Below are 22,175 nucleotides of genomic sequence, written 5' to 3' on the forward strand. Positions count from 1 at the left end.
TCCACAGCTGGGGAAGGGCGGGGAAAACACGTTGCCCGCCCATGGGACACTTGACAAGCGATATAGACCACCGGGACACCCGGACACGACACAACAGGAACGGAAGCTCATGGCCTCGGTCCCTTCCCTCGCTTCGACCGTGCAGCAGCGCCTCGCGGAAGGCCTCTCGGCAGCCCTGCCGGAGGCCGGTTCCGCCGACCCGCTGCTGCGACGAAGCGACCGGGCCGACTTCCAGGCCAACGGCATCCTGGCGCTGGCCAAGCAGCTCAAGGGCAATCCGCGTGAGCTGGCGACGAAGGTCGTCGAGTCGATCCCCGCGAACGACGTGCTGAAGGAGATCGAGGTCTCCGGCCCCGGCTTCCTCAACATCACCGTCTCGGACGCGGCGATCGTGGAGACCCTCGCGGCCCGCGCCGCCGACGCACGCCTCGGCGTGCCGCTGAACGAGGCGGCGGGCACGACGGTCATCGACTACGCGCAGCCGAACGTGGCCAAGGAGATGCACGTCGGCCACCTCCGTTCCGCGGTGATCGGCGCGGCGATGGTGGAGATCCTGGAGTTCACGGGCGAGACCGTGGTCCGCAGGCACCACATCGGCGACTGGGGCACCCAGTTCGGCATGCTCATCCAGTACCTGATCGAGCACCCGCACGAGCTGGACCACAAGGACGAGGGCGCGGAGGTCTCCGGCGAGGAGGCCATGTCGAACCTGAACCGGCTGTACAAGGCGTCCCGCGCGCTGTTCGACGCGGACGAGGAGTTCAAGACCCGGGCACGCGCCCGCGTGGTGGACCTCCAGGCCGGTGACGAGGAGACGCTCGCCCTGTGGCAGCGGTTCGTCGACGAGTCGAAGATCTACTTCTACTCGGTCTTCGAGAAGCTCGACATGGACATCCGGGACCCCGACATCGTCGGCGAGTCCGGGTACAACGACATGCTCCAGGAGACCTGCCGGATCCTCGAGGAGTCGGGCGTCGCCGTCCGCTCCGAGGGCGCGCTGTGCGTCTTCTTCGACGACATCAAGGGCCCGGACGGCAACCCGGTCCCGCTGATCGTCCAGAAGTCCGACGGCGGCTTCGGCTACGCGGCGACGGACCTGTCCGCCATCCGCGACCGGGTGCAGAACCTGAAGGCGACGACGCTGCTGTACGTGGTGGACGCCCGCCAGTCGCTGCACTTCAAGATGGTCTTCGAGACGGCCCGCCGCGCCGGCTGGCTGAACGACGAGGTGAAGGCCGTCCAGCTGGCCTTCGGCACGGTCCTCGGCAAGGACGGCAAGCCGTTCAAGACGCGTGAGGGCGAGACGGTCCGGCTGGTGGACCTGCTGGACGAGGCGATCGACCGTGCCTCGGCCGTGGTCCGCGAGAAGGCCCAGGACCTCACGGAGGAGGAGATCACCGAGCGGGGTGCCCAGGTGGGCATCGGTGCGGTGAAGTACGCGGACCTGTCGACCTCCGCGGCCCGCGACTACAAGTTCGACCTGGACCAGATGGTCTCGCTCAACGGCGACACGTCCGTGTACCTCCAGTACGCGTACGCCCGTATCCAGTCCATCCTGCGGAAGGCCGGGGACGCCAAGCCGGCCGCCCACCCGGAGCTGGAACTGGCGCCGTCGGAGCGGGCCCTCGGCCTGCACGTGGACGGCTTCGGCGAGGTGATCGCGGAGACCGCGGCGGAGTACGCCCCGCACAAGCTGGCCGCGTACCTCTACCAGCTGGCGTCGCTGTACACGACGTTCTACTCGGAGTGCCCCGTCCTCAAGGCGGACACCCCGGAGCAGGTCGAGAACCGCCTCTTCCTCTGCGACCTGACGGCCCGCACGCTCCACCAGGGCATGGCCCTGCTCGGCATCCGGACGCCCGAGCGCCTCTGACGCCGCCGGGCGGGTGGGTCACTGCTGAGCGACCCACTCGCCCTTGTCGGGCCAGTAGCCGTAGACCGTACGGCCCTCGACGGCCTGCGTACGGAACGGCTGTCCGCCGTCGTCGATCCGTACGGTCCCCTTCCGGTCGCCGGTGCTCCACTCCAGCTCCAGGTACCAGGCGACGGCGTGCTCCTCGGTGTGGACGTCGAGGTTGAGGACCTGCGGGTCCCCGGTGGCGACCTTGTACGGGAAGTCCTTCGCGGGCACGACCCGGTCGCCGTCCTGCCCGGCGACGGCCTTCACGTACGGCCGGGGAGCGTCGAGGTCGACGTCGAAGGTCTGCGGGGTGACCCCGCTGCCGCAGCCGTCGCCCATGGAGTACGCGGCCCGCTCCGGCGGCCGGCCGCGCTCGACGACCCGCACGCCGAGCCGCGACAGCACGACCGGTTCCTGGGTGCGGCCGGTGACGGTGACCTGGAGCTGCATGTGCCCGCCGTCGACGCCGCCGAGCGCGCGGGCCCACGGGCGGGTGTCCTGCGGCGGGGGCGGCGGCGGGACGTGCTCCGGCTTCTGGTCGAGGACGTAGTACTGGCCGCAGGGGGCGGTCCAGTTGTACGAGCTGACGCCGGCGTTCAGCGGAGCCGGCGCGGCGACCGCTCCCTCGCTCGGCTCCTTCTCCCCGTCCCGCGCCACCACGAGGTAGGCACCGGGCACGACGAGGGCGACGACCGCCACGGCGGCGAGACCGCTCCGGAACCGCCCGCGGGTGGGCGCGGCGCCCTGCTCGACGGCCTCCGGCGTCACGACGACGAGGGGCTCGACCGGCTCCTCGGATCCGACAGCCGGTTCGGCGAGCGGCGTCACGGGCTCGACGACCGGCTCGCCACTGCGCCCCCGGTTCTCGTCGGCGACGATCCAGGCGCGGTGCAGGGCGACGAGCTCCTCCCGGGTGGCCCCGCACAGTCGGCCGAGCCGTTCCACGGGCGCGAAGTCGGTCGGGACGGCATCGCCGTTGCAGTACCGGTGGAGGGTGGAGGTGCTGACGTGGAGCCGCTTGGCGAGCGCCCCGTAACTGAGCCCCGACCGCTCCTTGAGCCCCTTCAGCAGTCCGGCGAACCGGTCCCCGGTGTCCATCCGTCGCTCCCCCGTCCCCGTCGGCGTCCCAGGAACGCGTTCCGGGCGAGGTACGTCTCCCCTGGTCAGGGGGGTGGAAGCGTTCCAACGTCCCTCATTGTCCCGTGCCCGTCGACAGCGGGTCACACCGGCTCGCAGCATGAAGCCATGCCGAACAGCCGCGTCACCGACGCCCTGGCACTGGCGGTGCTGATCGTCTGCACCGCGATCGTGCTCACCCTGCTCGACGGCCACTGACCGACCGATCCGCCCACGGGGGAACCACCATGCGTACGACCGTCCGCCGCCTCGCCCTGCCCGCCGCCGCCCTGGCCGCGGCTCTCGCCCTCACGGCCTGCCAGTCGTCCGACCAGGAGGCGGCGCCGGTCCCGGCACCCGCGCAGCCCACCCAGACCACGCCCCGGGCCACGCCCACGCAGGCCCCGGCCACGCCCACCACCGCACCCACGACGGCCCCGGCGACGACGGCCCCGCGCCGGACGACCGCACCGCCGGCCACGTCCTCAGCCCCGGCCCCCCGCCCCACCACCGCCGGGAACGACAAGGGCGACGACGGTGCCGGCCACGACGACGCCGGAACCCTCCGTCCCTGCACCGCCGGCGACGTGAAGGTGGTGGCGAGCAAGGTCACCCGCCCGCTCAACCATCTGGCGCTGACCGTCACCAACACCGGCGCCCGCCCCTGCGACGCCGTCGGCGCGCCGCTGGTCGGCTTCGACCACAGCCAGGCGCCGATCAGGATCGTCGAGGAGAGCAAGCCGCAGGCCGTGGTGCGCCTGGCGCCCGGGGAGTCCGCCTACGCCTCCCTGATCCTGACCGGGGAGCCGGGCGAGGACACCCACGGCATGACCGTCCGCACGATCAAGGTGAACCTGACCGCCGACAGCATGGTGACGGTGACGGCGCCGGAGGGCACGTACGTGGACGACGGCGCCGCCGTCTCGTACTGGCAGCGGGAGTTCGAGGACGCCCTCCAGTTCTAGGGTCCCGGCGCCCTAGCGGTTGATCGGGTACGACGTCCGGCCGGAGGCCTCGTCGATCTCCGCGTGCGCCTTCTGGAGCAGCTGCGAGGCCAGGTCCATCAGCGCGCGGGCGCCGGCGATCTCCTCGCCCACCCTGAGCTGGTCCGGATCGGAGGGGTGCCGGTTCGCGGTGCCGTGGGCCCGGAACTCGGTGCCGTCGGTGAGCCGGACCATGGCCGCGGCCCGCGTGCGGTCGCCCTCCTCCTTGAACTCCATCTCCACATGCCATCCGACAAGCGTGTGCATCATGAGGATCACCTCCACCGAGGTACCTGTCGGCTACCCCTCCAGGGTGCGCCGTACCGTGCGCCCCCACCACTCGCCCCGGGGCCGTTGTCAGTGGCGACCCGTACGTTCGGATCATGGCGATGATCCCGAACCAGCTGCCCCGGCTCGCGTCCGACCCCGCGGGCGGTTCCCTCGGCCTCGACCTGCCGCCGGGCGCCCTCACCGGTCCGGCGGACGACCCGACCTTCTGGTCGGGACACGCCCCGGCGGGTCCCGGCGGCTGGGACGCCCTGCGCCCGGCGGCCCGCACGGCGGGGCTGCTGCCGGTGCTGCTGGGCGGCGACGACGACCTGGCCGCGTGGCACCTGATGCCGGAGGAGGTGAGCGACCCGGCGGACCACGACGCCGAGGAGGTGCTCGCCGAGCTCTGGGAGGAGTACCTGGCCTCGGAGATATCCGAGGAGGAGCGGGACGCCGCCGTGACCGCCGCCGTCGAGGAGCTGTTCGGCGAGCAGCCCGAGTACGCGGAGGTCGTGGCGCCGTACGCGGCGGGCTGGCCGGGTCTGGCCCCGGCGTGGCCCGCGCGCACCGACCCGGACCGGGCGGCGGCCGCGGCGGCCGAGGCGCTGACGAGGCCGGGCTCCTGGATGGAGGAAGCCCGGCCGGCGCTGGTCCCGGCGCGGCGCAGCGCCGACATACCGGCGGTCATCGGCTGGTCGGGGCCGCTGAACCACGAGGAGGACGTGGCGCGCCTGTGCGCGGTGCTGCGCTCCTGGGAGGACCGCTTCGGCACCCGGGTCGTGGCGCTCGGCCCCGCCACCCTGGTGGTCTCGGTGGCCGCCCCGCCCCGGACCGTGGAGGAGGCCGAGGCGCTGGCGGCGGAGCACTTCGCGTTCTGCCCGGACAACATCACGCAGGGCGACCACGAGACCCTGCGCGCGTACGCCCGCGAGGCCCTGCTGAACGTCCCCGTCTGGACCTTCTGGTGGGACTAGGACCGGTCAGCGGCGGCCGGCGGAGATCATCCGGGCGGCCTCGGTGGCCCAGTAGGTGAGGATCATGCCGGCGCCGGCCCGGCGGATGCCGGTGAGGGTCTCCAGGATCGCCTTCTCGCGGTCGATCCAGCCCTTCTCGGCGGCGGCCTCGACCATCGCGTACTCGCCGCTGATCTGGTACGCGGCGACCGGCACGTCCACGGACTCGGCGACCTTCGCGAGCACGTCCAGGTAGGGCCCGGCGGGCTTCACCATCACCATGTCCGCGCCCTCCTCCAGGTCCAGCGCGAGCTCGCGCATGGACTCGCGGAGGTTGGCGGGGTCCTGCTGGTAGGTCTTGCGGTCGCCCTTCAGGGACGAGCCGACGGCCTCGCGAAAGGGGCCGTAGAAGGCGGAGGAGTACTTCGCCGTGTACGCGAGGATCGCCACGTCCTCCTTGCCGATGGTGTCCAGGGCGTCCCGGACGACGCCGACCTGGCCGTCCATCATCCCGGAGGGCCCCACGACGTGGACGCCGGCGTCGGCCTGGACCTGAGCCATCTCGGCGTACCGCTCCAGGGTGGCGTCGTTGTCGACCCGCCCCTGGTCGTCGAGGACGCCGCAGTGGCCGTGGTCGGTGAACTCGTCGAGGCACAGGTCGGACATGATCACGAGCTCGTCGCCGACCTCGGCGCGGACGTCCCTGATGGCGACCTGGAGGATCCCGTCCGGGTCGGTCCCGGCCGTGCCGAGGCCGTCCTTCTTGGCCTCCTCCGGCACGCCGAACAGCATGATCCCGGAGACGCCCGCCTCGACCGCCTCCACGGCGGCGCGGCGCAGCGTGTCCCGCGTGTGCTGCACGACGCCGGGCATCGCGCCGATCGGCACGGGCTCGGTGACGCCCTCGCGCACGAACGCGGGCAGGATCAGGTCGGCCGGGTCCAGGCGGGTCTCGGCCACCATCCGCCGCATGGCGGGCGTCGTTCGCAGCCGTCGCGGCCGCGCCCCCGGAAAGCTTCCATACGAGTTCATCCCCCGAATCTACGCCCGCCCCCACCCCCCACTTACCGACACCCTGTTGCCGCCCCTCCCCACGGGCAGACGTCCCCACAGAGCGACGCCCACCCCGCCCATCCGGCTACGCGCCGGGCGCGACTGCTGGGGGGACCCGATCGCCGCACCTCCCCAGGCCCGGCTTCCGGACGGCGCCGCTAGCCGGCCCCTCCGTGTGGGCAGGCGTTCCGCAGGGCGATGGGGGCCCCTGCTCGAGCGGAACGCCCACAACGAAACGACGCCGGCGCGGGCCCCCGCTCAAGGGGGACCCGCGCCGGAAGGGCGAGGTGCGCCAGAAACGGCGGCGCGGGCTCGTCAGGTCGTGCGGCGGCGCCTCGCGCCCGGTCGGCGCTCGCTCGGGCGCGTGACGGGATCGCCCGCCTCCAGCGCCGCCTCCCGCCGCCGGATCCCGAACTCCGCCAGCGCCTCCGCCAGCTTGTGCACGGACGGCTCGGGCGAGAGCACGTCGACCCGCAGCCCGTGCTCCTCCGCCGTCTTGGCGGTGGCCGGCCCGATGCAGGCGATGACGGTCACGTTGTGCGGCTTGCCGGCGATGCCGACCAGGTTCCGCACGGTCGACGACGACGTGAAGAGCACCGCGTCGAAGCCGCCGCCCTTGATCGCCTCCCGCGTGTCCGCCGGCGGCGGCGACGCGCGCACGGTCCGGTAGGCGGTGACGTCGTCGACCTCCCACCCGAGCTCGATGAGCCCCGCGACCAGCGTCTCGGTCGCGATGTCGGCCCGCGGCAGGAAGACGCGGTCGATCGGGTCGAAGACCGGGTCGTACGGCGGCCAGTCCTCGAGGAGGCCCGCGGCGGACTGCTCACCGCTCGGCACCAGGTCCGGCTTCACACCGAAGTCGACCAGCGCCGCGGCCGTCTGCTCGCCCACCGCCGCGACCTTGATGCCGGCGAAGGCGCGGGCGTCGAGCCCGTACTCCTCGAACTTCTCGCGGACGGCCTTGACCGCGTTGACGGAGGTGAAGGCGATCCACTCGTAGCGGCCCGTCACCAGGCCCTTCACGGCCCGCTCCATCTGCTGCGGGGTCCGCGGCGGCTCGACCGCGATGGTCGGCACCTCGTGCGGCACGGCACCGTACGAGCGCAGCTGGTCGGAGAGCGACGCGGCCTGCTCCTTGGTGCGCGGCACGAGCACCCGCCAGCCGAAGAGCGGCTTGGACTCGAACCAGGAGAGCTGGTCGCGCTGCGCCGGGGCGCTGCGCTCGCCGACCACGGCTATGACCGGCCGGTGGCCCTCGGGCGAGGGGAGCACCTTGCCCTGCTTGAAGACCTGGGCGATCGTCCCGAGGGTCGCGTTCCAGGTCCGCTGGCGGGTGGTCGTGCCGGCGATGGTGACGGTGAGCGGGGTGTCCGGCTTACGGCCCGCCGCCACCAGTTCACCGGCCGCCGCGGCGACCGCGTCGAGCGAGGTGGAGACGACGACGGTGCCGTCGGAGGCGCCGACCTCGGCCCAGCACCGGTCGTCGGCGGTCCGCGCGTCGACGAAGCGGACGTCGGTGCCCTGTTCGTCGCGGAGCGGCACACCGGCGTAGGCGGGGACGCCGACCACGGTCGCGACGCCGGGGACCACCTCGAAGGGGATGCCCTCGGCGGCGCAGGCGAGCATCTCGGCGCCGGCGTTGCCGTCGAGGCCGGGGTCGCCGGTCACCGCACGGACGACCCGCCTGCCGCCGCGCGCGGCCTCCATGACAAGATTGGTCGCATTCCTCAACACGGGGACACCGGCGGTTGTTGACGCCTCGTCAACAACCGTCAGCTCAGGCGTGCTCACGCCCGCGCGCGCATGGCAGCGAACGACGTCGAGGACCTCCGGCTCGGCGATCAGGACGTCCGCTCCGGCCAGGGCCTCGACGGCCCGGAGGGTCAGGAGTCCGGGGTCGCCTGGGCCTGCGCCGAGGAAGGTGACGTGGCCGTGGCCCGCGAAGACGGGGGGCACGGGGCTGGTGGTCGGGCTGGTGGGGCTCAAAGTGCTCGCTCCCCCATAAGACCGGCCGCACCCTTGGCGAGCATCTCGGCCGCGAGTTCGCGTCCGAGCGCCGCCGCCTCGTCGTACGAGGTGGGGACGGGACCGGTGGTGGACAGCTGCACCAGCGTCGAGCCGTCGGTGGTGCCGACGACGCCGCGCAGGCGCATTTCGGTGACAACCTGCCCGTGACCGGGACCGTCGGCGAGGATGTCGGCGAGCGCGCCCACGGGTGCGCTGCAGCCGGCCTCGAGGGCGGCGAGCAGGGATCGCTCGGCGGTCACGGCGGCCCGCGTCTGCGGGTCGTCGAGAGCGGCGAGCGCGGCGACGAGGTCGGAGTTCGACGCCAGGCATTCGACGGCCAGGGCACCCTGGCCGGGGGCGGGCAGGACCGAGTCGACCGGCAGGTGCTCGGCCGACAGGCCGCCGAGGAGTTCCTCGGTGCCGCCGATGCGGTTGAGTCCGGCCGCGGCGAGGACGACGGCGTCGAGCTCGCCCTTGCGGACGTAGCCGACGCGGGTGTCGACGTTGCCGCGGATCGGGACGCAGGTCAGGTCGAGGCCGTGGCTGCGGGCGTACGCGTGCAGCTGGGCCATGCGGCGCGGCGAGCCGGTGCCGACGCGGGCCCCCGCGGGGAGCCGGTCGAGCGAGAGGCCCTCGCCCGCGATGAGGACGTCGCGCGGGTCCTCGCGCTTCGGGATCGCGGCCAGCACCAGCTCGGGGTGCTGGGCGGTCGGCAGGTCCTTCAGGGAGTGGACGGCGAAGTCGACCTCGCCGTCGAGCAGCGCGTCGCGCAGGGCGGCGACGAAGACGCCGGTGCCGCCGATCTGCGCGAGGTGCTCACGGGAGGTGTCCCCGTACGTGGTGATCTCCACGAGCTCGACGGACCGGCCGGTCGCCTGCCGGACGGCCTCGGCCACGTGCCCGGACTGGGCCATGGCGAGCTTGCTGCGCCTGGTCCCGAGCCTCAGTGCCCTCTCGGTCATACTCGCCCTCGGTTCTTGACGTCGGCGTCATTCAGGTCGGCCCGGGAGACGGAAGCGACCGTCTCCGGGTCGAGGTCGAAGAGTGTCCGCAGCGCGTCCGCGTACCCGGCGCCGCCGGGCTCGCTGGCGAGCTGCTTGACCCGCACGGTCGGCGCGTGCAGGAGCTTGTCGACGACGCGGCGCACGGTCTGGGTGATCTCGGCGCGCTGCTTGTCGTCGAGGCCGGGGAGGCGGCCTTCGAGGCGGGCGACCTCGCTGGCCACCACGTCGGCGGCCATGGTGCGCAGGGCGACCACGGTGGGGGTGATGTGGGCGGCGCGCTGGGCGGCGCCGAAGGCGGCGACCTCGTCGGAGACGATGCCCCGGACCTGGTCGACGTCGTGGGCCATCGGGGCGTCGGCGGAGGCGTCGGCGAGCGATTCGATGTCGACGAGCCGGACGCCGGGGATCCGGTGGGCGGCGGCGTCGATGTCGCGGGGCATGGCGAGGTCGAGCAGGTACAGCGGCTCGTCGCGGCCCGCGGCGGCGGCCTCGACGGCGTCGCCGGTGAGGACGAGCCCGGTGGCGCCGGTGCAGGAGACGACGATGTCCGCCCGGCCCAGTTCGTCGCCGACGGCAACCATCTCGGCCGCGCGCGCCGCCACGCCCGTACCTCCGGGCTCGGCGAGGATCTCGGCGAGCCGCTCGGCGCGGGCGAGGGTGCGGTTGGCGATGACGATCTCGGCGACCCCGGCGCGGGCCAGGGTCGCGGCGGCCAGCGACGACATCGAGCCGGCGCCGATGACCAGGGCCTTCTTGCCGCCGGCCCAGTTCTCGACGGCGGTGTCCTGGGCGAGCTGCTCCAGACCGAAGGTGACGAGCGACTGCCCGGCCCGGTCGATGCCGGTCTCGCTGTGGGCGCGCTTGCCGACCCGCAGGGCCTGCTGGAAGAGGTCGTTGAGGAGCCGGCCGGCGGTGTGCAGGTCCTGGCCGAGGGCGAGGGCGTCCTTGATCTGGCCGAGGATCTGGCCCTCGCCGACGACCATGGAGTCCAGGCCGCAGGCCACCGAGAAGAGGTGGTGGACGGCCCGGTCCTCGTAGTGCACGTAGAGGTAGGGGGTGAGCTCCTCCAGGCCGACGCCGCTGTGCTGGGCGAGGAGCGTGGAGAGCTCGGCGACCCCGGCGTGGAACTTGTCCACGTCGGCGTAGAGCTCGATGCGGTTGCAGGTGGCGAGGACGGTGGCCTCGGCGGCCGGTTCGGCGGCGAGGGTGTCCTGGAGGAGCTTGGCCTGGGTGTCCGAGGGCAGCGAGGCCCGCTCCAGGATGGAGACGGGAGCGCTGCGGTGGCTCAGGCCGACGACGAGGAGGCTCATGCCGGCATCACCGCGGGGACGTCCCCGTCGGGTCCCTTGCGGCCGCTCTCGGCGGTGGTACGGGTCGCGGCCTGCGGCACCGTGGGGGCGGCGGCGGCCGGGGCGGACTCGTCGCCGGGCTCCTCGCCGGCCTTCCGCTGCTCGTGGAAGGCGAGGATCTGGAGCTCGATGGAGAGGTCCACCTTGCGCACGTCGACGCCGTCCGGCACGGAGAGCACGGTCGGGGCGAAGTTGAGGATGGAGGTGACGCCGGCGGCGACGAGCCGGTCGCAGACCTGCTGGGCGACGCCGGCCGGGGTGGCGATGACGCCGATGGAGACGCCGTCCTCGGCGATGATCTTCTCGAGGTCGTCGCTGTGCTGGACGGGGATCCCGGCGACCGGCTTGCCGGTCATGGCGGGGTCGGCGTCGATCAGCGCGGCGACGCGGAAGCCGCGGGAGGCGAAGCCGCCGTAACCGGCGAGCGCGGCGCCGAGGTTACCGATGCCGACGATCACGACGGGCCAGTCCTGGGTCAGGCCGAGCTCGCGGGAGATCTGGTAGACGAGGTACTCGACGTCGTAGCCGACACCGCGGGTGCCGTACGAGCCGAGGTAGCTGAAGTCCTTGCGCAGCTTCGCGGAGTTGACGCCGGCCGCGGCCGCGAGCTCCTCCGAGGAGACCGTGGGTACGGAGCGCTCCGACAGCGCGGTCAGGGCGCGCAGATACAGCGGAAGGCGGGCGACGGTGGCCTCGGGAATTCCTCGGCTACGGGTCGCCGGTCGGTGAGTTCGGCCAGTTGCCACGGTGCTCCTGCGGGATGAGCGGGGCTGCAGGCGGCCATACGTCCCAGGACCGCCCCGTCGAATGCAGGCTATGTCTTTGTGAACGCGTGCACAAAGATGGTGTCCGTTTTGTCTGGCCAAAGTGACCGGGGTCACGCGACCGGTTCTCGCCGCGATGGAACCGTCGCACGGCGCGACGCGTTGAGATGCCGAAGGGGGCAAAGCCGCACACACTCCTCACGACGTGGCCCCCGAATGCCTACAAAACGTCCATGATGGTAACCGGCTTTCGGTCAGGCACCCAGTTCGCGCCGGAGCCGCTCCGGATCCACCCGCCAGAAGGTGTGCTGCTCGCCGTCGACCAGGACGACCGGGATCTGCTCCCAGTACTCCTTGTACAGCGCCTCGTCCTGGAGGATGTCGCGCTCCTCCCAGCGGGCGCCGGTCTCGGCGCACACGGCCTCGATCACCGCCCGGGCGTCGTCGCAGAGATGGCACCCCGGCTTCCCGATCAGCGTCACGGTCCGCGCGGCCGGGTCCTTGGCCGCGTCCTTCTTCTTCGTACGTCCGAACATGCCGTCCATTGTCCCGTCCGGTCACGGCGGGGACCCGCACTGTTCACACGACGGCGTCCCCACAAGTCGGGAAGGACCGAACAGACTGGCTATGCTCCAGACATGGCCGCTCTGGGATGGCTCACCCCCCGTAGGCGCTCCGCCACCGCGCGCAGCGTCCTGGCAGGCGAGGCCGCCGCCGAGGCGGCCCGCAAGACCTCGCTCCAGCTGGAACAGGAGAGAGAGGAGGAGGCCGCCGCCCTCGAAGCGGCCCGCGCCGCCGAAGCCGCCCCCGAGGAGCCCGAGTTCCCGGTCGTCGGCGACGTACGGGCGGCTGCCTTCTTCGACCTCGACAACACCGTGATGCAGGGCGCCGCGATCTTCCACTTCGGCCGCGGCCTGTACAAGCGGAAGTTCTTCCAGCGCCGCGAACTCGCCCGCTTCGCCTGGGCGCAGATCTGGTTCCGGCTGGCCGGCGTCGAGGACCCGGCCCATATGCAGGAGGCCCGCGACAGCGCGCTCTCCATCGTCAAGGGCCACCGCGTCTCCGAACTGATGGCGATCGGCGAGGAGATCTACGACGAGTACATGGCCGACCGGATCTGGCCGGGCACCCGCGCCCTGGCCCAGGCCCACCTCGACGCCGGACAGAAGGTCTGGCTGGTGACGGCCGCCCCGGTCGAGACGGCCACGATCATCGCCCGCCGCCTCGGCCTGACCGGCGCCCTCGGCACGGTCGCGGAGTCGGTGGACGGCGTCTACACGGGCCGCCTGGTCGGCGAGCTGCTGCACGGCCCCGCCAAGGCCGAGGCGGTACGGGCGCTGGCCGCCGCGGAGGGCCTGGACCTCGCCCGCTGCGCCGCGTACAGCGACTCGCACAACGACATCCCGATGCTCTCGCTCGTCGGCCACCCGTACGCGATCAACCCGGACACCAAGCTGCGCCGGCACGCCAGGGACCGCGAGTGGCGGCTGCGCGACTACCGGACCGGCCGCAAGGCGGCGAAGATCGGCATCCCGGCCGCCGCGGGCCTCGGCGCCGTCGCCGGCGGCACCGCCGCGGTCGCCCTGCACCGCCGGCGCCGCTGAGCCGGGCGGTCCGCCCGCCCCTCTCCTGCCGATACGTTTCGGCTGCGATCATCTGCGACAACCACGGACCAGCGGGGCTCACCCGTCCGTGGTCGAACAGCCGCGCGCCCCGGAACTCCCGGGCATTTCCGCGCCCTTACCCAGGAACGGCCGGGGTCACTCCCCCCTACCGCACATGAGCACAACGCAACGCCGACGCAGTCACACTCGGAAGCCACTCGATCAATAACCGGTCACCAAGTGCGACTTGATCCGTCCGCAACCTATAACCGAAGCGACGTAATCGGTGATTTAGGCAACTGGGTGTAGCGCTGCCTGTACGAAGCGTTATTCTCCTCAGACGCACAGCGGAACCCTCCCGTCGCCACGACGAGTGAACGGATCCGCACTGCACGTGATGGAAGCTCTGCCTCTGGGAGTCCCGTGTACCCACACGTCGGGGTTGACGCCTCGGGCCTGGCTACGCTGCGCGCAACGGTCCTCGACCACTTGCGTGGCTTCGTCCCCACCGCGTACGCCGGTCCTGCCTTCGCCTTCGCCGCACCGGCACCCGCCGGCCCCTGCTATGCCCTGGCCGACGGCGGTGCCGCCGTCGGCAGACGGGGCGCGCGCGGGGGCGCCGGGAGCCCGGCCACCGCCCGACGCCCCACCGCCGACAGCGACAGCGCCCGCATGATGGACCTGGTCGAACGCGCCCAGGCCGGCGAGGCCGAGGCGTTCGGCAGGCTGTACGACCAGTACAGCGACACCGTCTACCGCTACATCTACTACCGCGTCGGCGGGAAGGCGACGGCCGAGGACCTCACCAGTGAGACGTTCCTGCGCGCCCTGCGCCGGATCTCCACCTTCACCTGGCAGGGCCGCGACTTCGGCGCCTGGCTCGTCACCATCGCCCGCAACCTGGTCGCCGACCACTTCAAGTCCAGCCGCTTCCGGCTGGAGGTCACCACCGGCGAGATGCTCGACGCCAACGAGGTAGAGCGCAGCCCGGAGGACTCCGTCCTCGAGTCCCTCTCCAACGCCGCGCTCCTCGACGCCGTCCGCCGCCTCAACCCCCAGCAGCAGGAGTGCGTGACCCTCCGCTTCCTCCAGGGCCTCTCGGTCGCCGAGACCGCGCGGGTCATGGGGAAGAACGAGGGCGCCATCAAGACCCTTCAGTACCGGGCCGTCCGCACCCTCGCCCGGCTCCTGCCCGAAGACGCCCGCTAGCCCGGCCGTCCGGGCCGCCGACCGCCGCCGCTCCGCTCTCCCTCCCCTCCCCGCGTGTCCCCCGCACCGGTCCCCACGTCCCCGTCCCCAGTGAAGACCTTGTCCCCCTCACCCGTACTGCACCCGTACCCCTCCCCCCACGCCACCACTGCCCGTCCCAAATCACAGTCGGTGACGCATCGATGACGCACTGGTCCGATCATCTTTCGCGCGTAACCCAAGTGCCGCGCCGCTCGTTGTGCGAAATGCAGGCTCCCTGTGGTCACGCCCTGCCCGCAGACACTCACTCGTTCGTGTGGATCTGCTCAAGGCGGGCAACCTTCCGGACCCCTTGGGGAGTCGACCGTCATGACGAGAGGAGGTGCCGCCAGTGATCGCGAACGTGCACCGGCGGGCGAACGCCTTCGCCCAGGCCCTGGAGGACCGGACGCCCGAGGGCGAGGCCGACCGGCCCGACCCCACGGCCGACACGGGCGACCAGGGACGGCTGTTGGCCTTGGCGAGCGGTCTCGGTGAACTGCCGAAGCCGGAGCTCGACCCCGAGGTCAAGGTGGTGCAGCGAGCCCAGCTCGTGGCCGCCATGGAGGCGATGTTCGCCCAGGGGACGGCCGCCGCCGGCCCCACCGTCCCGGAACAGCGGACCACGAGGGGCGCCCACCGGGCCTCCCCCCTGCGGAAACTCCGCCCCCGTTCCCGCTGGAGCAAGGGGCTCGCCGCGGGCGGCCTCACCGTCGGCGTGGCCGCCGGAGCCTTCGGCGGAGTCGCCGCCGCCAGCTCCGACGCCCTCCCCGGTGACTCGCTCTACGGACTCAAGCGGGGCATGGAGGACCTCAAGCTCGGCATGGCCGACGACGACGCCGACCGCGGAGGCATCTACCTCGACCAGGCGTCCACCCGGCTCAGCGAGGCCCGCCGGCTCATGGAGCGCGCCCGCTCCGGCGAGCTCGACCACGAGTCCCTCGGCGAGATCCGCCGCGCCCTCGGGGGCATGAAGCACGACGCCGAGGAGGGCCACCGGCTGCTCCGCCGGGCGTACGACCGGGACGGCGAGATCGCCCCGATGGCCCGGCTGAACTCCTTCGCGCAGGCCCACCGCGACACCTGGAACGGCCTGCGCGGCCGCCTCCCCGTCCAGCTCGCGGACGTCGGCGAAGAGGTCACCGGCGTCTTCGACGCCATAGACCAGGAGGTCGAGCCGCTCCAGTCGATGCTGCCCCGCACCCCCGAGACGGGCGCGGTCGACCCCGGCGGCTCCAGCAGCAGCCCCACCGCCCGCGAACACCAGCAGGGCGCGGACCCCCAGCAGCCCCCGGCCACCCGGGACGCCCCCACCCAGGGCAGCCCGTCGGCCACCGCCCCCCGGCCCTCCGGCACCACCCAGGGCACCGGCACGGGCGGCGAGGCGAACACCGGCACCGGCACCACCCCGAGCCCGGGCGCCGGCACCGGCACCACCTCCCCCGAGGACGACGGACTCCTCGGCGGCGACACCGGCGGCCTCCTGCCGTCCCCCACGGGCACGACGACCGCCCCGGAGGACAGCCAGGCGACCCCCACGCCCCCGGACGTCACCATCCCGCCACTCCTGCCGGGCCTCCTTCCGGGCCTCGGCATCGACAGCGAGGACGCTCGCTGACAAGAAGAAGGGGCGCCCCCACGGACGGGGGGCGCCCCTTCTTCCATGCGCCCAGAAGAACACCGACCTCACAGATCAGAAGAACACCGACCTCCGCTGCACCAACAGCTTGGCCCCTCTCGCTCCGCCGTCCTCGCACCGCTCGGCCCCAGGGGGCCTCCCGGGCTTCGAAAGGCTGCGCCGGACTCCGTCCGCCGGGTCGGCCCCGCCCCATGGCCAGGTCAGAAGAACACCGACCTCCGCTGCACCAACAGCTTGTACAGCGTGTGCTGGATCTGCTCCCGCACCTGGTCCGTCAGGTTGAACATCAGCATCGGGTCCTCCGCCGCCTCCGGCGGATACGAGTCCGTCGGGATCGGCTCCCCGAACTGGATCGTCCACTTCGTCGGCAGCGGCAGCATCCCCAGCGGCCCCAGCCACGGGAAGGTCGGCGTCACCGGCATGTACGGCAGCCCGAGCAGCCGCGCCAGCGTCTTCGCGTTCCCGATCATCGGGTATATCTCCTCCGCGCCCACGATCGAGCACGGCACGATCGGCACCCCCGCCCGCAGCGCCGTCGAGACGAAACCGCCCCGACCGAACCGCTGGAGCTTGTACCGCTCCGAGAACGGCTTCCCGATCCCCTTGAAGCCCTCCGGCATCACCCCGACGACCTCACCGGCCCGCAGCAGCCGCTCCGCGTCCTCCGCGCACGCCAGGGTGTGCCCCGCCTTCCGCGCCAGCTCGTTCACGACCGGCAGCACGAAGACCAGGTCCGCCGCGAGCAGCCGCAGATGCCGGCCCGCCGGATGGTGGTCGTGCACCGCGACCTGCATCATCAGCCCGTCCAGCGGCAGCGTCCCGGAGTGGTTCGCGACGATCAGCGCCCCGCCCTTCTCCGGGATGTTCTCGACGCCCTTCACCTCCACCCGGAAGTACTTCTCGTACAGCGGGCGCAGCAGCGACATCAGCACCTGATCGGTCAGCTCGGCGTCGAAACCGAACTCGTCGACCTCGTACTCGCCCGTGACCCGCCGCCGCAGGAACGCCAGCCCGCCCGCCAGCCGCCGCTCCCAGTCCGACGCCCGCGCGGGGGCCTCCACGGGCTCGTCCGGCTCCGGGACGGCCGCCGCCGCCTCCCGGGCCGCCCCCGGCAGCGCCCGTACCGCCGCGGGCCCGGCCCCGGCCCCGGACGGCTCCTCGGGCCGCCCCGGCCGCCGCCGGGCCCGCGAACGGTCGTCGTCGAAAGGAATCACCTTGGCGTCCGCCATCGCTGTTCGCTGCTCCTCAGGCACCGTCGTGAGAGTCACGGGAAGGAATCGGACCCGCCCCCGCGGCGACCCGGCCGGCCAGCCGGTCCACCGCCCCCGCGAGCCGCTCCGGCGGCAGCAGCCCCGGCCCCCGGCTCGCCGCGAAGTCCGCGAACGCCTCCGCCGTCGAGTACCGCGGCCGGAAGCCCAGGACCTCCCGCATCTGCGCGGTCGAGACGACCCGCCCGTGCGTGAGGAGCCGGATCTGCTCGGGCGCGAAGTCGGTCAGGCCCACCGTCCGCAGCGCGGACCCCACCCACCTCACCGCGGGCATCAGCACCGGCACCGTGGGCCGCCCCAGCCGCCGCGCGCACTGCGACAGCAGCAGCACCCCGTCGCCCGCCACATTGAAGGTCCCGCTGTTCAGCGACGCCCGGCGCGGCTCCTGCGCCACGAGCCGCAGCACGTCGATCACGTCGTCCTCGTGGACGAACTGCAGCCGCGGGTCGTACCCCAGGACCGTCGGCATCACCGGCAGCGACAGGTACTCGGTCAGCGGGGACTCCACCCGCGGTCCCAGGATGTTCGCGAACCGCAGCACGCACACCGCCACGTCCGGCCGCCGCCGGGCGAAGCCCCGTACGTACCCCTCGACCTCGACCGCGTCCTTCGCGAAACCACCGCTCGACTGCGACTTCGCCGGCGTCGTCTCGGTGAAGACCGCCGGGTCCCGCGGCGCGGAGCCGTACACGTTCGTGCTGGACTTCACCACCAGCCGCCCGACCCGCGGCGACTTCTGGCAGGCCCCGAGCAGCTGCATGGTGCCGATGACGTTGGTCTCCTTGACCGCCGTCCGGCCGCCCGCGCCCAGCGCCGTCCCCGTCACGTCGAGGTGCACCACCGTGTCCACCTCGTGCTCCGCGAGCACCTTGGCGATGGCCGGCCGGCGGATGTCCGCCCGGACGAACTCGGCGTCCCCCAGCGGATGCCCGGGCTCGACCGCGTCCACGGCCACCACCCGCTCCACCTCCGGGTCCCGCTGGACCCGCCGCACGAAACGGCCCCCCAGATGCCGGGCGGCACCGGTGACGAGCACGACCTTGCCCAAGATCAGCGCCTTCCGTCCGAACTTCCGTCCGTTCTTACCCGTAGCCGCCACCGTAGCGCCTGCGGGTTTCGGCGCAATGAAAACGTGGCCCCTCACCGAGGACGGTGAAGGGCCACGCCGTGTCACATACGGAGGCCGCTCGCGCGGCCACCGGTCTTACTTCTTGTTGCGACGCTGAACGCGCGTGCGCTTGAGCAGCTTGCGGTGCTTCTTCTTGGCCATCCGCTTGCGCCGCTTCTTGATAACAGAGCCCACGACTACCCTCGCTCACTTCTTCTCACTGGTGCGGGGCGTCTGGGCCCACACGACCTACGAGGGGTCAGCCTACCGCCCCTGGCACCACACGAGTAATCCGAGGGCCGGACACGGCTCACCCGCCGTTCGGCCGCAGGTCGGCCGCGCGTCCCGCTACGCGGTCCCCACCCCCACGTACGACTCCCTCAGGTACGCGTGAACCGCCTGCTCCGGGACCCGGAAGGACCGGCCCACCCGGATCGCCGGCAGATGACCGCTGTGCACCAAGCGGTACACGGTCATCTTCGACACACGCATCACCGCGGCGACTTCCGCCACGGTCAGGAACTTGACCTCGTTGAGAGGCCGATCGCCAGCAGCCATGACCCACCTGTACCTTCCGCCGAGACGCCCACCGGCTTCCCCTCCGGTGACTCTTCGTCGTCGAACGCTCACGCATCAGACTAGGGGCGGGTGGTGCGAGTGGGGAAGAGGAGCCCCTATCGCCCGTTTACCGTGACAGACACGCTCGATTGAGTACATAGCGCGTCAGGGGACGGTAGTACGCCGAGGGCACCCCGTCATCGAGCGGGACGGCCACCGCCACCTGCCCCTCGGCCTCCCCCACGAACAGCGCCGGATCGTCCGTGTCGGCCACCCCGATCGCCTCCACACCCAGCTGACCAGCACCGCAGACCCAGCCGTGGTCCCCCACGACCAGCTCCGGCAGCGGCCCGCCGGCCTCCGCCGCGCTCTCCAGCACGGCCCGCACCGGAAGCGCCGAGTGCGAGTGCGCCCCCGGCTCGCGCCCGCCCTCCGGCGGCCCCGCCTCCCGCACGAACGCCACCCCGCGTACGTAGTCGACGAGGTACGTGCGTAGACCGAACCGGGTCGTTATGTCGACACATCGCCCCTGCGCGGGGGTGAGGACGTCACATCCCGCCGCCGACAGGGCGTCTGCGAGAGCGGCGTAGAAACCGAGCAGCCGGTGCGGATGACCGGTCCCGAACAGCACCGGAGCCCGCCGCGCGGCCGCCGCCGCCAGCCGCCCCGCGAAGGCGTCCAGCCGGCCCAGCGTCCGCTCCGGGTCGATCACGTCCGGCCCCGAGCGGTACGCCGGATCCCCCGACACCCCGCACTTCTCGGCCATCAGCCGCAGCAGCTCCGCCTCGTCCCAGCACCCGGCCGGCACGAGCCCCAGCGTCACCCGCGGATCCCGCGCGGCGAAGAGCCGGTAACTCCGCAGGCTCTCCTCCCGCGACGTCGCCACCGTCCCCGCCAACCCCGCCGCCAACAGATGCGCCCGCAGCGCCCCGGTACTCAACACCCTCACGATGCTGCCGGATCCGGCCTGCCGGAGCGTCAGAAACCGTTGCACGCCGCACCGTTGGCGTAACGACTAGGCCAGCAGGCCGCGCAGCGGGAAGGCCGCCCGCCGGGTCGCGAGCACCGCCTGGTCCAGCCGGTCCGCCGGGTCGTACCCCTCCGACCACTCCCGGAAGCCCACCGGCCACCGGCCGTCGGTCATCCGCCCGGGCCCCAGCTGCCGGGTCCGCGCGTACACCTCGTCCCGCCAGGAGGACGGGATGACCGTCTCCGGCTCCACGGGCGCGTGCGCCGCGATCCCCACCAGATGCGTCCACGACCGGGGTACGACGTCGACCACCGCGTATCCGCCGCCGCCCAGCGCCACCCACCGGCCGTCCGCGTACGCGTGCGCCAGTTCGTGGCACGCCTCCTGCACCGCCCGCTGCGCGTCCAGCGACACCGCCAGGTGCGCCAGCGGGTCGTCGAAGTGGGTGTCCGCGCCGTGCTGGGTGACGAGCACCTGCGGCCGGAAGTCGGCGAGGAGCTCCGGCACGACCGCGTGGAAGGCCCGCAGCCAGCCCGCGTCCCCGGTCCCCGCCGGCAGGGCCACGTTCACCGCGCCGCCCTCACCGGGGCCGGACGCCCCGGTCTCCTCCGGCCAGCCGGTCTGCGGGAACAGCGTCCGCGGGTGCTCGTGCAGCGAGACCGTCAGGACCCGCGGGTCCTCCCAGAACGCCGCCTGCACCCCGTCGCCGTGGTGGACGTCGACGTCCACGTACGCGACCCGCTCCACGCCCAGTTCGAGCAGCCGGGCGATCGCCAGCGAGGCGTCGTTGTAGATGCAGAACCCGGCCGCGCCGCCCGGCATCGCGTGGTGCAGCCCGCCGGCGAAGTTCACCGCGTGCGCGGCCTCGCCCCGCCAGACGGCCTCCGCCGCCGCCACCGACTGCCCGGCGATCAGCGCGGACACCTCGTGCATCCCCTCGAAGGCGGGGTCGTCGACGGTCCCGAGCCCGTACGACTGGTCGGCGTGGCGCGGATCGGCCGAGGCGGCCCGCACCGCGGCCACGTAGTCCTCGCGGTGCACGAGCCGCAGCGTCGACTCCCCGGCCGGCTTGGCGGCGACCACGTCCACCGCCCGGTCGAGCCCGAAGGCCCGGACCAGCCCCATGGTCAGCGCGAGCCGCACCGGGTCCATCGGGTGCTGGGGCCCGAAGTCGTACCCCGTGACAGCTTCATCCCACATCAACAGTGCGCGGCCGCTCATGCCCGCCACCGTATCGGGCCCCCCGCGCGCCGAACGACGTGGCATACACCACCGTCACCAGGACGAGCACCATCGGCACGAGCATCGCCCCGCGGTAGCTCCACGCGTCCCCCAGCGCCCCCACGAGCGGGGAACCGACCAGGAAGCCGACGTAGTTGAAGACGTTGAGCCGCGCGACAGCGGCGTCGCTGTGCTCCGGGAAGAGCCGGCCCGCCGCCGCGAAGGTCTGCGGCACGATCACGCTCAGCCCGAGCCCCAGCACCGTGAAGGCCGCGATCCCCACCCACGCCGAGGTCGCCACCGCCACCAGCCCGAACCCGCACGCCGCGAGCACCGCCCCGGCACGCACCACCACCGACGCCCCGAAGTACCGCACCCCGAGATCGCCCACGGCCCGCCCGAGCAGCGTCGTCACCATGTACGCGTTGTAGGGGACGGTAGCGGCCTCCTCGGAGCTGCCGAGGACGTCCTGGAGGTACTTCGCCGACCAGTTGGAGACCGTCGAGTCCCCGATGTACGCGAACGTCATCACCAGGCACAGCGGCAGCAGCAGCCGGAACGACAGCGCCCCGCCCTTCCCTACGCCGCCACCGCCCGCGGCGGCCGTGCCGTCCACGTACCACCGGCTGCCGAGGAACGCCGCCGGCGCCAGCGCCACGACCACCGGCAGGTACGACCAGAACAGCGACAGGTGCCAGTGCGCCCCCGCCCAGGCCAGCGAGGCCCCGGCGATCCCGCCGAGGCTGTACGCGGCGTGAAAGCCGAGCATGATGCTCCGGCCGTATGCCCGCTGGAGGCTCACCCCCAGCATGTTCATGGACGCGTCGAGCGCCCCGACCGCGAGCCCGAAGACCCCGAGCGCCACGGCCGCCGTCCACAGCGCGTCCCCCGCCCCCACGGCCGGCAGGGCCAGCAGGACGACGGGCTGGGACCACCGCAGCACCACCGAGGGCGCCACCCGGGCGACGAGCTTCTCGGTCGCCACGCTGGCCACCCCGGCGAGGATCGGCACGGCCGCCAGGAAGAGCGGCAGCAGCCCGTCGGAGATCCCGTACCGGTCCTGGATCCCGGGTATCCGGGTCACGAGCAGGGCGAAGGCCACGCCCTGGACGAGAAAGCTGAAGGCCAGCGAGGACCGACCCCGCCGCAGCCGCACATCGGTCATGGCGGCACAGCGTAGG

General features: G+C 72.7%; 21 protein-coding genes. 6 read left to right on the top strand and 15 right to left on the bottom strand.

Going from position 1 to position 22,175, the window contains the following annotated elements:
* Nucleotides 1–109 precede the first annotated feature (109 nt).
* Nucleotides 110–1,873: an arginine--tRNA ligase gene (gene argS, locus ABFY03_RS16635; RefSeq protein ID WP_346170237.1), complete on the top strand. Its 1,764-nt coding sequence runs from the start codon at nucleotides 110–112 to the stop codon at nucleotides 1,871–1,873.
* 18 nt (nucleotides 1,874–1,891) lie between these two features.
* On the opposite strand, the gene ABFY03_RS16640 is transcribed toward argS, so the two are convergent.
* Nucleotides 1,892–2,998: a helix-turn-helix domain-containing protein gene (locus ABFY03_RS16640; RefSeq protein ID WP_346170238.1), complete on the bottom strand. Its 1,107-nt coding sequence runs from the start codon at nucleotides 2,996–2,998 to the stop codon at nucleotides 1,892–1,894.
* A 266-nt stretch (nucleotides 2,999–3,264) separates the two neighbouring features.
* Between ABFY03_RS16640 and ABFY03_RS16645 the strand changes: the two genes are divergently transcribed.
* The gene (locus ABFY03_RS16645) at nucleotides 3,265–3,981 is read left to right on the top strand and encodes a DUF4232 domain-containing protein (RefSeq protein WP_319008508.1); all 717 of its coding nucleotides are present in this window, start codon (nucleotides 3,265–3,267) and stop codon (nucleotides 3,979–3,981) included.
* Between the two features lie 12 nt (nucleotides 3,982–3,993).
* Here the strand turns inward: ABFY03_RS16645 and ABFY03_RS16650 are convergent, their stop codons facing one another.
* Entirely contained in the window at nucleotides 3,994–4,266 is a 273-nt protein-coding gene (locus ABFY03_RS16650) for a DUF1876 domain-containing protein (protein WP_319008627.1), read from the bottom strand.
* Between the two features lie 116 nt (nucleotides 4,267–4,382).
* Here ABFY03_RS16650 and ABFY03_RS16655 point away from each other — a divergent pair, with 116 nt between their 5' ends.
* A complete protein-coding gene (locus ABFY03_RS16655) occupies nucleotides 4,383–5,243 on the top strand; it encodes a DUF4253 domain-containing protein (protein WP_346170239.1) in 861 nt (286 codons plus the stop codon).
* 6 nt (nucleotides 5,244–5,249) lie between these two features.
* Here ABFY03_RS16655 and hemB read toward each other — a convergent pair whose 3' ends face one another.
* The 6 genes from hemB to ABFY03_RS16685 all read right to left on the bottom strand — a co-directional run bounded on the left by hemB (nucleotide 5,250) and on the right by ABFY03_RS16685 (nucleotide 11,944).
* Nucleotides 5,250–6,254 carry a porphobilinogen synthase gene (gene hemB / locus ABFY03_RS16660; RefSeq protein WP_319008506.1) on the bottom strand — a complete coding sequence of 335 codons (1,005 nt, stop codon included), beginning with the start codon at nucleotides 6,252–6,254 and terminating at the stop codon, nucleotides 5,250–5,252.
* 336 nt (nucleotides 6,255–6,590) lie between these two features.
* Nucleotides 6,591–8,261: a bifunctional uroporphyrinogen-III C-methyltransferase/uroporphyrinogen-III synthase gene (locus ABFY03_RS16665; RefSeq protein WP_319008505.1), complete on the bottom strand. Its 1,671-nt coding sequence runs from the start codon at nucleotides 8,259–8,261 to the stop codon at nucleotides 6,591–6,593.
* Nucleotides 8,258–9,244: a hydroxymethylbilane synthase gene (gene hemC / locus ABFY03_RS16670; protein ID WP_319008504.1), complete on the bottom strand. Its 987-nt coding sequence runs from the start codon at nucleotides 9,242–9,244 to the stop codon at nucleotides 8,258–8,260. Before hemC ends, ABFY03_RS16665 begins: the two co-directional genes overlap by 4 nt.
* Nucleotides 9,241–10,596: a glutamyl-tRNA reductase gene (locus ABFY03_RS16675; protein ID WP_346170240.1), complete on the bottom strand. Its 1,356-nt coding sequence runs from the start codon at nucleotides 10,594–10,596 to the stop codon at nucleotides 9,241–9,243. Before ABFY03_RS16675 ends, hemC begins: the two co-directional genes overlap by 4 nt.
* Nucleotides 10,593–11,381 carry a redox-sensing transcriptional repressor Rex gene (locus ABFY03_RS16680; protein WP_319008502.1) on the bottom strand — a complete coding sequence of 263 codons (789 nt, stop codon included), beginning with the start codon at nucleotides 11,379–11,381 and terminating at the stop codon, nucleotides 10,593–10,595. Before ABFY03_RS16680 ends, ABFY03_RS16675 begins: the two co-directional genes overlap by 4 nt.
* Before the next feature lie 272 nt (nucleotides 11,382–11,653).
* Nucleotides 11,654–11,944, bottom strand: coding sequence for a glutaredoxin family protein (locus ABFY03_RS16685; protein WP_319008501.1), 291 nt, complete (start codon nucleotides 11,942–11,944; stop codon nucleotides 11,654–11,656).
* Between the two features lie 93 nt (nucleotides 11,945–12,037).
* Here ABFY03_RS16685 and ABFY03_RS16690 point away from each other — a divergent pair, with 93 nt between their 5' ends.
* The 3 genes from ABFY03_RS16690 (at nucleotide 12,038) to ABFY03_RS16700 (ending at nucleotide 15,848) form a co-directional block, all read left to right on the top strand.
* Nucleotides 12,038–13,003: an HAD family hydrolase gene (locus ABFY03_RS16690; protein ID WP_346170241.1), complete on the top strand. Its 966-nt coding sequence runs from the start codon at nucleotides 12,038–12,040 to the stop codon at nucleotides 13,001–13,003.
* Nucleotides 13,004–13,426: 423 nt separating this feature from the next.
* A complete protein-coding gene (locus ABFY03_RS16695) occupies nucleotides 13,427–14,212 on the top strand; it encodes an ECF subfamily RNA polymerase sigma factor, BldN family (RefSeq protein WP_031013670.1) in 786 nt (261 codons plus the stop codon).
* A 370-nt stretch (nucleotides 14,213–14,582) separates the two neighbouring features.
* Complete coding sequence (locus tag ABFY03_RS16700) at nucleotides 14,583–15,848, top strand: DUF5667 domain-containing protein (RefSeq protein ID WP_346170242.1); 1,266 nt, start codon at nucleotides 14,583–14,585, stop codon at nucleotides 15,846–15,848.
* 221 nt (nucleotides 15,849–16,069) lie between these two features.
* Here ABFY03_RS16700 and ABFY03_RS16705 read toward each other — a convergent pair whose 3' ends face one another.
* From ABFY03_RS16705 to ABFY03_RS16735, 7 genes are all read right to left on the bottom strand, one after another.
* A complete protein-coding gene (locus tag ABFY03_RS16705) occupies nucleotides 16,070–17,098 on the bottom strand; it encodes a lysophospholipid acyltransferase family protein (protein WP_346170243.1) in 1,029 nt (342 codons plus the stop codon).
* A gap of 16 nt (nucleotides 17,099–17,114) precedes the next feature.
* A complete protein-coding gene (locus tag ABFY03_RS16710; protein WP_346170244.1) occupies nucleotides 17,115–18,185 on the bottom strand; it encodes an NAD-dependent epimerase/dehydratase family protein in 1,071 nt (356 codons plus the stop codon).
* A 156-nt stretch (nucleotides 18,186–18,341) separates the two neighbouring features.
* Complete coding sequence (locus ABFY03_RS16715) at nucleotides 18,342–18,440, bottom strand: 30S ribosomal protein bS22 (protein WP_003948845.1); 99 nt, start codon at nucleotides 18,438–18,440, stop codon at nucleotides 18,342–18,344.
* A gap of 153 nt (nucleotides 18,441–18,593) precedes the next feature.
* Entirely contained in the window at nucleotides 18,594–18,803 is a 210-nt protein-coding gene (locus ABFY03_RS16720; protein ID WP_030495139.1) for a helix-turn-helix domain-containing protein, read from the bottom strand.
* Nucleotides 18,804–18,930: 127 nt separating this feature from the next.
* Nucleotides 18,931–19,746, bottom strand: a complete 816-nt coding sequence (locus ABFY03_RS16725) for a phosphatase (protein ID WP_319008496.1) — start codon at nucleotides 19,744–19,746, stop codon at nucleotides 18,931–18,933.
* 72 nt (nucleotides 19,747–19,818) lie between these two features.
* Nucleotides 19,819–20,994, bottom strand: coding sequence for an acetoin utilization protein AcuC (locus tag ABFY03_RS16730; RefSeq protein WP_346170245.1), 1,176 nt, complete (start codon nucleotides 20,992–20,994; stop codon nucleotides 19,819–19,821).
* Nucleotides 20,963–22,159 carry an MFS transporter gene (locus ABFY03_RS16735; protein WP_346170246.1) on the bottom strand — a complete coding sequence of 399 codons (1,197 nt, stop codon included), beginning with the start codon at nucleotides 22,157–22,159 and terminating at the stop codon, nucleotides 20,963–20,965. Before ABFY03_RS16735 ends, ABFY03_RS16730 begins: the two co-directional genes overlap by 32 nt.
* Nucleotides 22,160–22,175 lie beyond the last annotated feature (16 nt).

Origin of the sequence: Streptomyces roseofulvus, assembly GCF_039534915.1 — a bacterium.
In the GTDB taxonomy this organism is placed as follows: Bacteria; Actinomycetota; Actinomycetes; order Streptomycetales; family Streptomycetaceae; genus Streptomyces; species Streptomyces roseofulvus.

Excerpts from the sequence above, each read along its gene's own strand:
- argS (WP_346170237.1), top strand. The coding sequence starts at position 110 with ATGGCCTCGGTCCCTTCCCTCGCTTCGACCGTGCAGCAGCGCCTCGCG.
- ABFY03_RS16640 (WP_346170238.1), bottom strand. The coding sequence starts at position 2,998 with ATGGACACCGGGGACCGGTTCGCCGGACTGCTGAAGGGGCTCAAGGAG.
- ABFY03_RS16645 (WP_319008508.1), top strand. The coding sequence starts at position 3,265 with ATGCGTACGACCGTCCGCCGCCTCGCCCTGCCCGCCGCCGCCCTGGCC.
- ABFY03_RS16650 (WP_319008627.1), bottom strand. The coding sequence starts at position 4,266 with ATGCACACGCTTGTCGGATGGCATGTGGAGATGGAGTTCAAGGAGGAG.
- ABFY03_RS16655 (WP_346170239.1), top strand. The coding sequence starts at position 4,383 with ATGGCGATGATCCCGAACCAGCTGCCCCGGCTCGCGTCCGACCCCGCG.
- hemB (WP_319008506.1), bottom strand. The coding sequence starts at position 6,254 with ATGAACTCGTATGGAAGCTTTCCGGGGGCGCGGCCGCGACGGCTGCGA.
- hemC (WP_319008504.1), bottom strand. The coding sequence starts at position 9,244 with ATGACCGAGAGGGCACTGAGGCTCGGGACCAGGCGCAGCAAGCTCGCC.
- ABFY03_RS16675 (WP_346170240.1), bottom strand. The coding sequence starts at position 10,596 with ATGAGCCTCCTCGTCGTCGGCCTGAGCCACCGCAGCGCTCCCGTCTCC.
- ABFY03_RS16685 (WP_319008501.1), bottom strand. The coding sequence starts at position 11,944 with ATGGACGGCATGTTCGGACGTACGAAGAAGAAGGACGCGGCCAAGGAC.
- ABFY03_RS16690 (WP_346170241.1), top strand. The coding sequence starts at position 12,038 with ATGGCCGCTCTGGGATGGCTCACCCCCCGTAGGCGCTCCGCCACCGCG.
- ABFY03_RS16705 (WP_346170243.1), bottom strand. The coding sequence starts at position 17,098 with ATGGCGGACGCCAAGGTGATTCCTTTCGACGACGACCGTTCGCGGGCC.
- ABFY03_RS16720 (WP_030495139.1), bottom strand. The coding sequence starts at position 18,803 with ATGGCTGCTGGCGATCGGCCTCTCAACGAGGTCAAGTTCCTGACCGTG.
- ABFY03_RS16730 (WP_346170245.1), bottom strand. The coding sequence starts at position 20,994 with ATGAGCGGCCGCGCACTGTTGATGTGGGATGAAGCTGTCACGGGGTAC.
- ABFY03_RS16735 (WP_346170246.1), bottom strand. The coding sequence starts at position 22,159 with ATGACCGATGTGCGGCTGCGGCGGGGTCGGTCCTCGCTGGCCTTCAGC.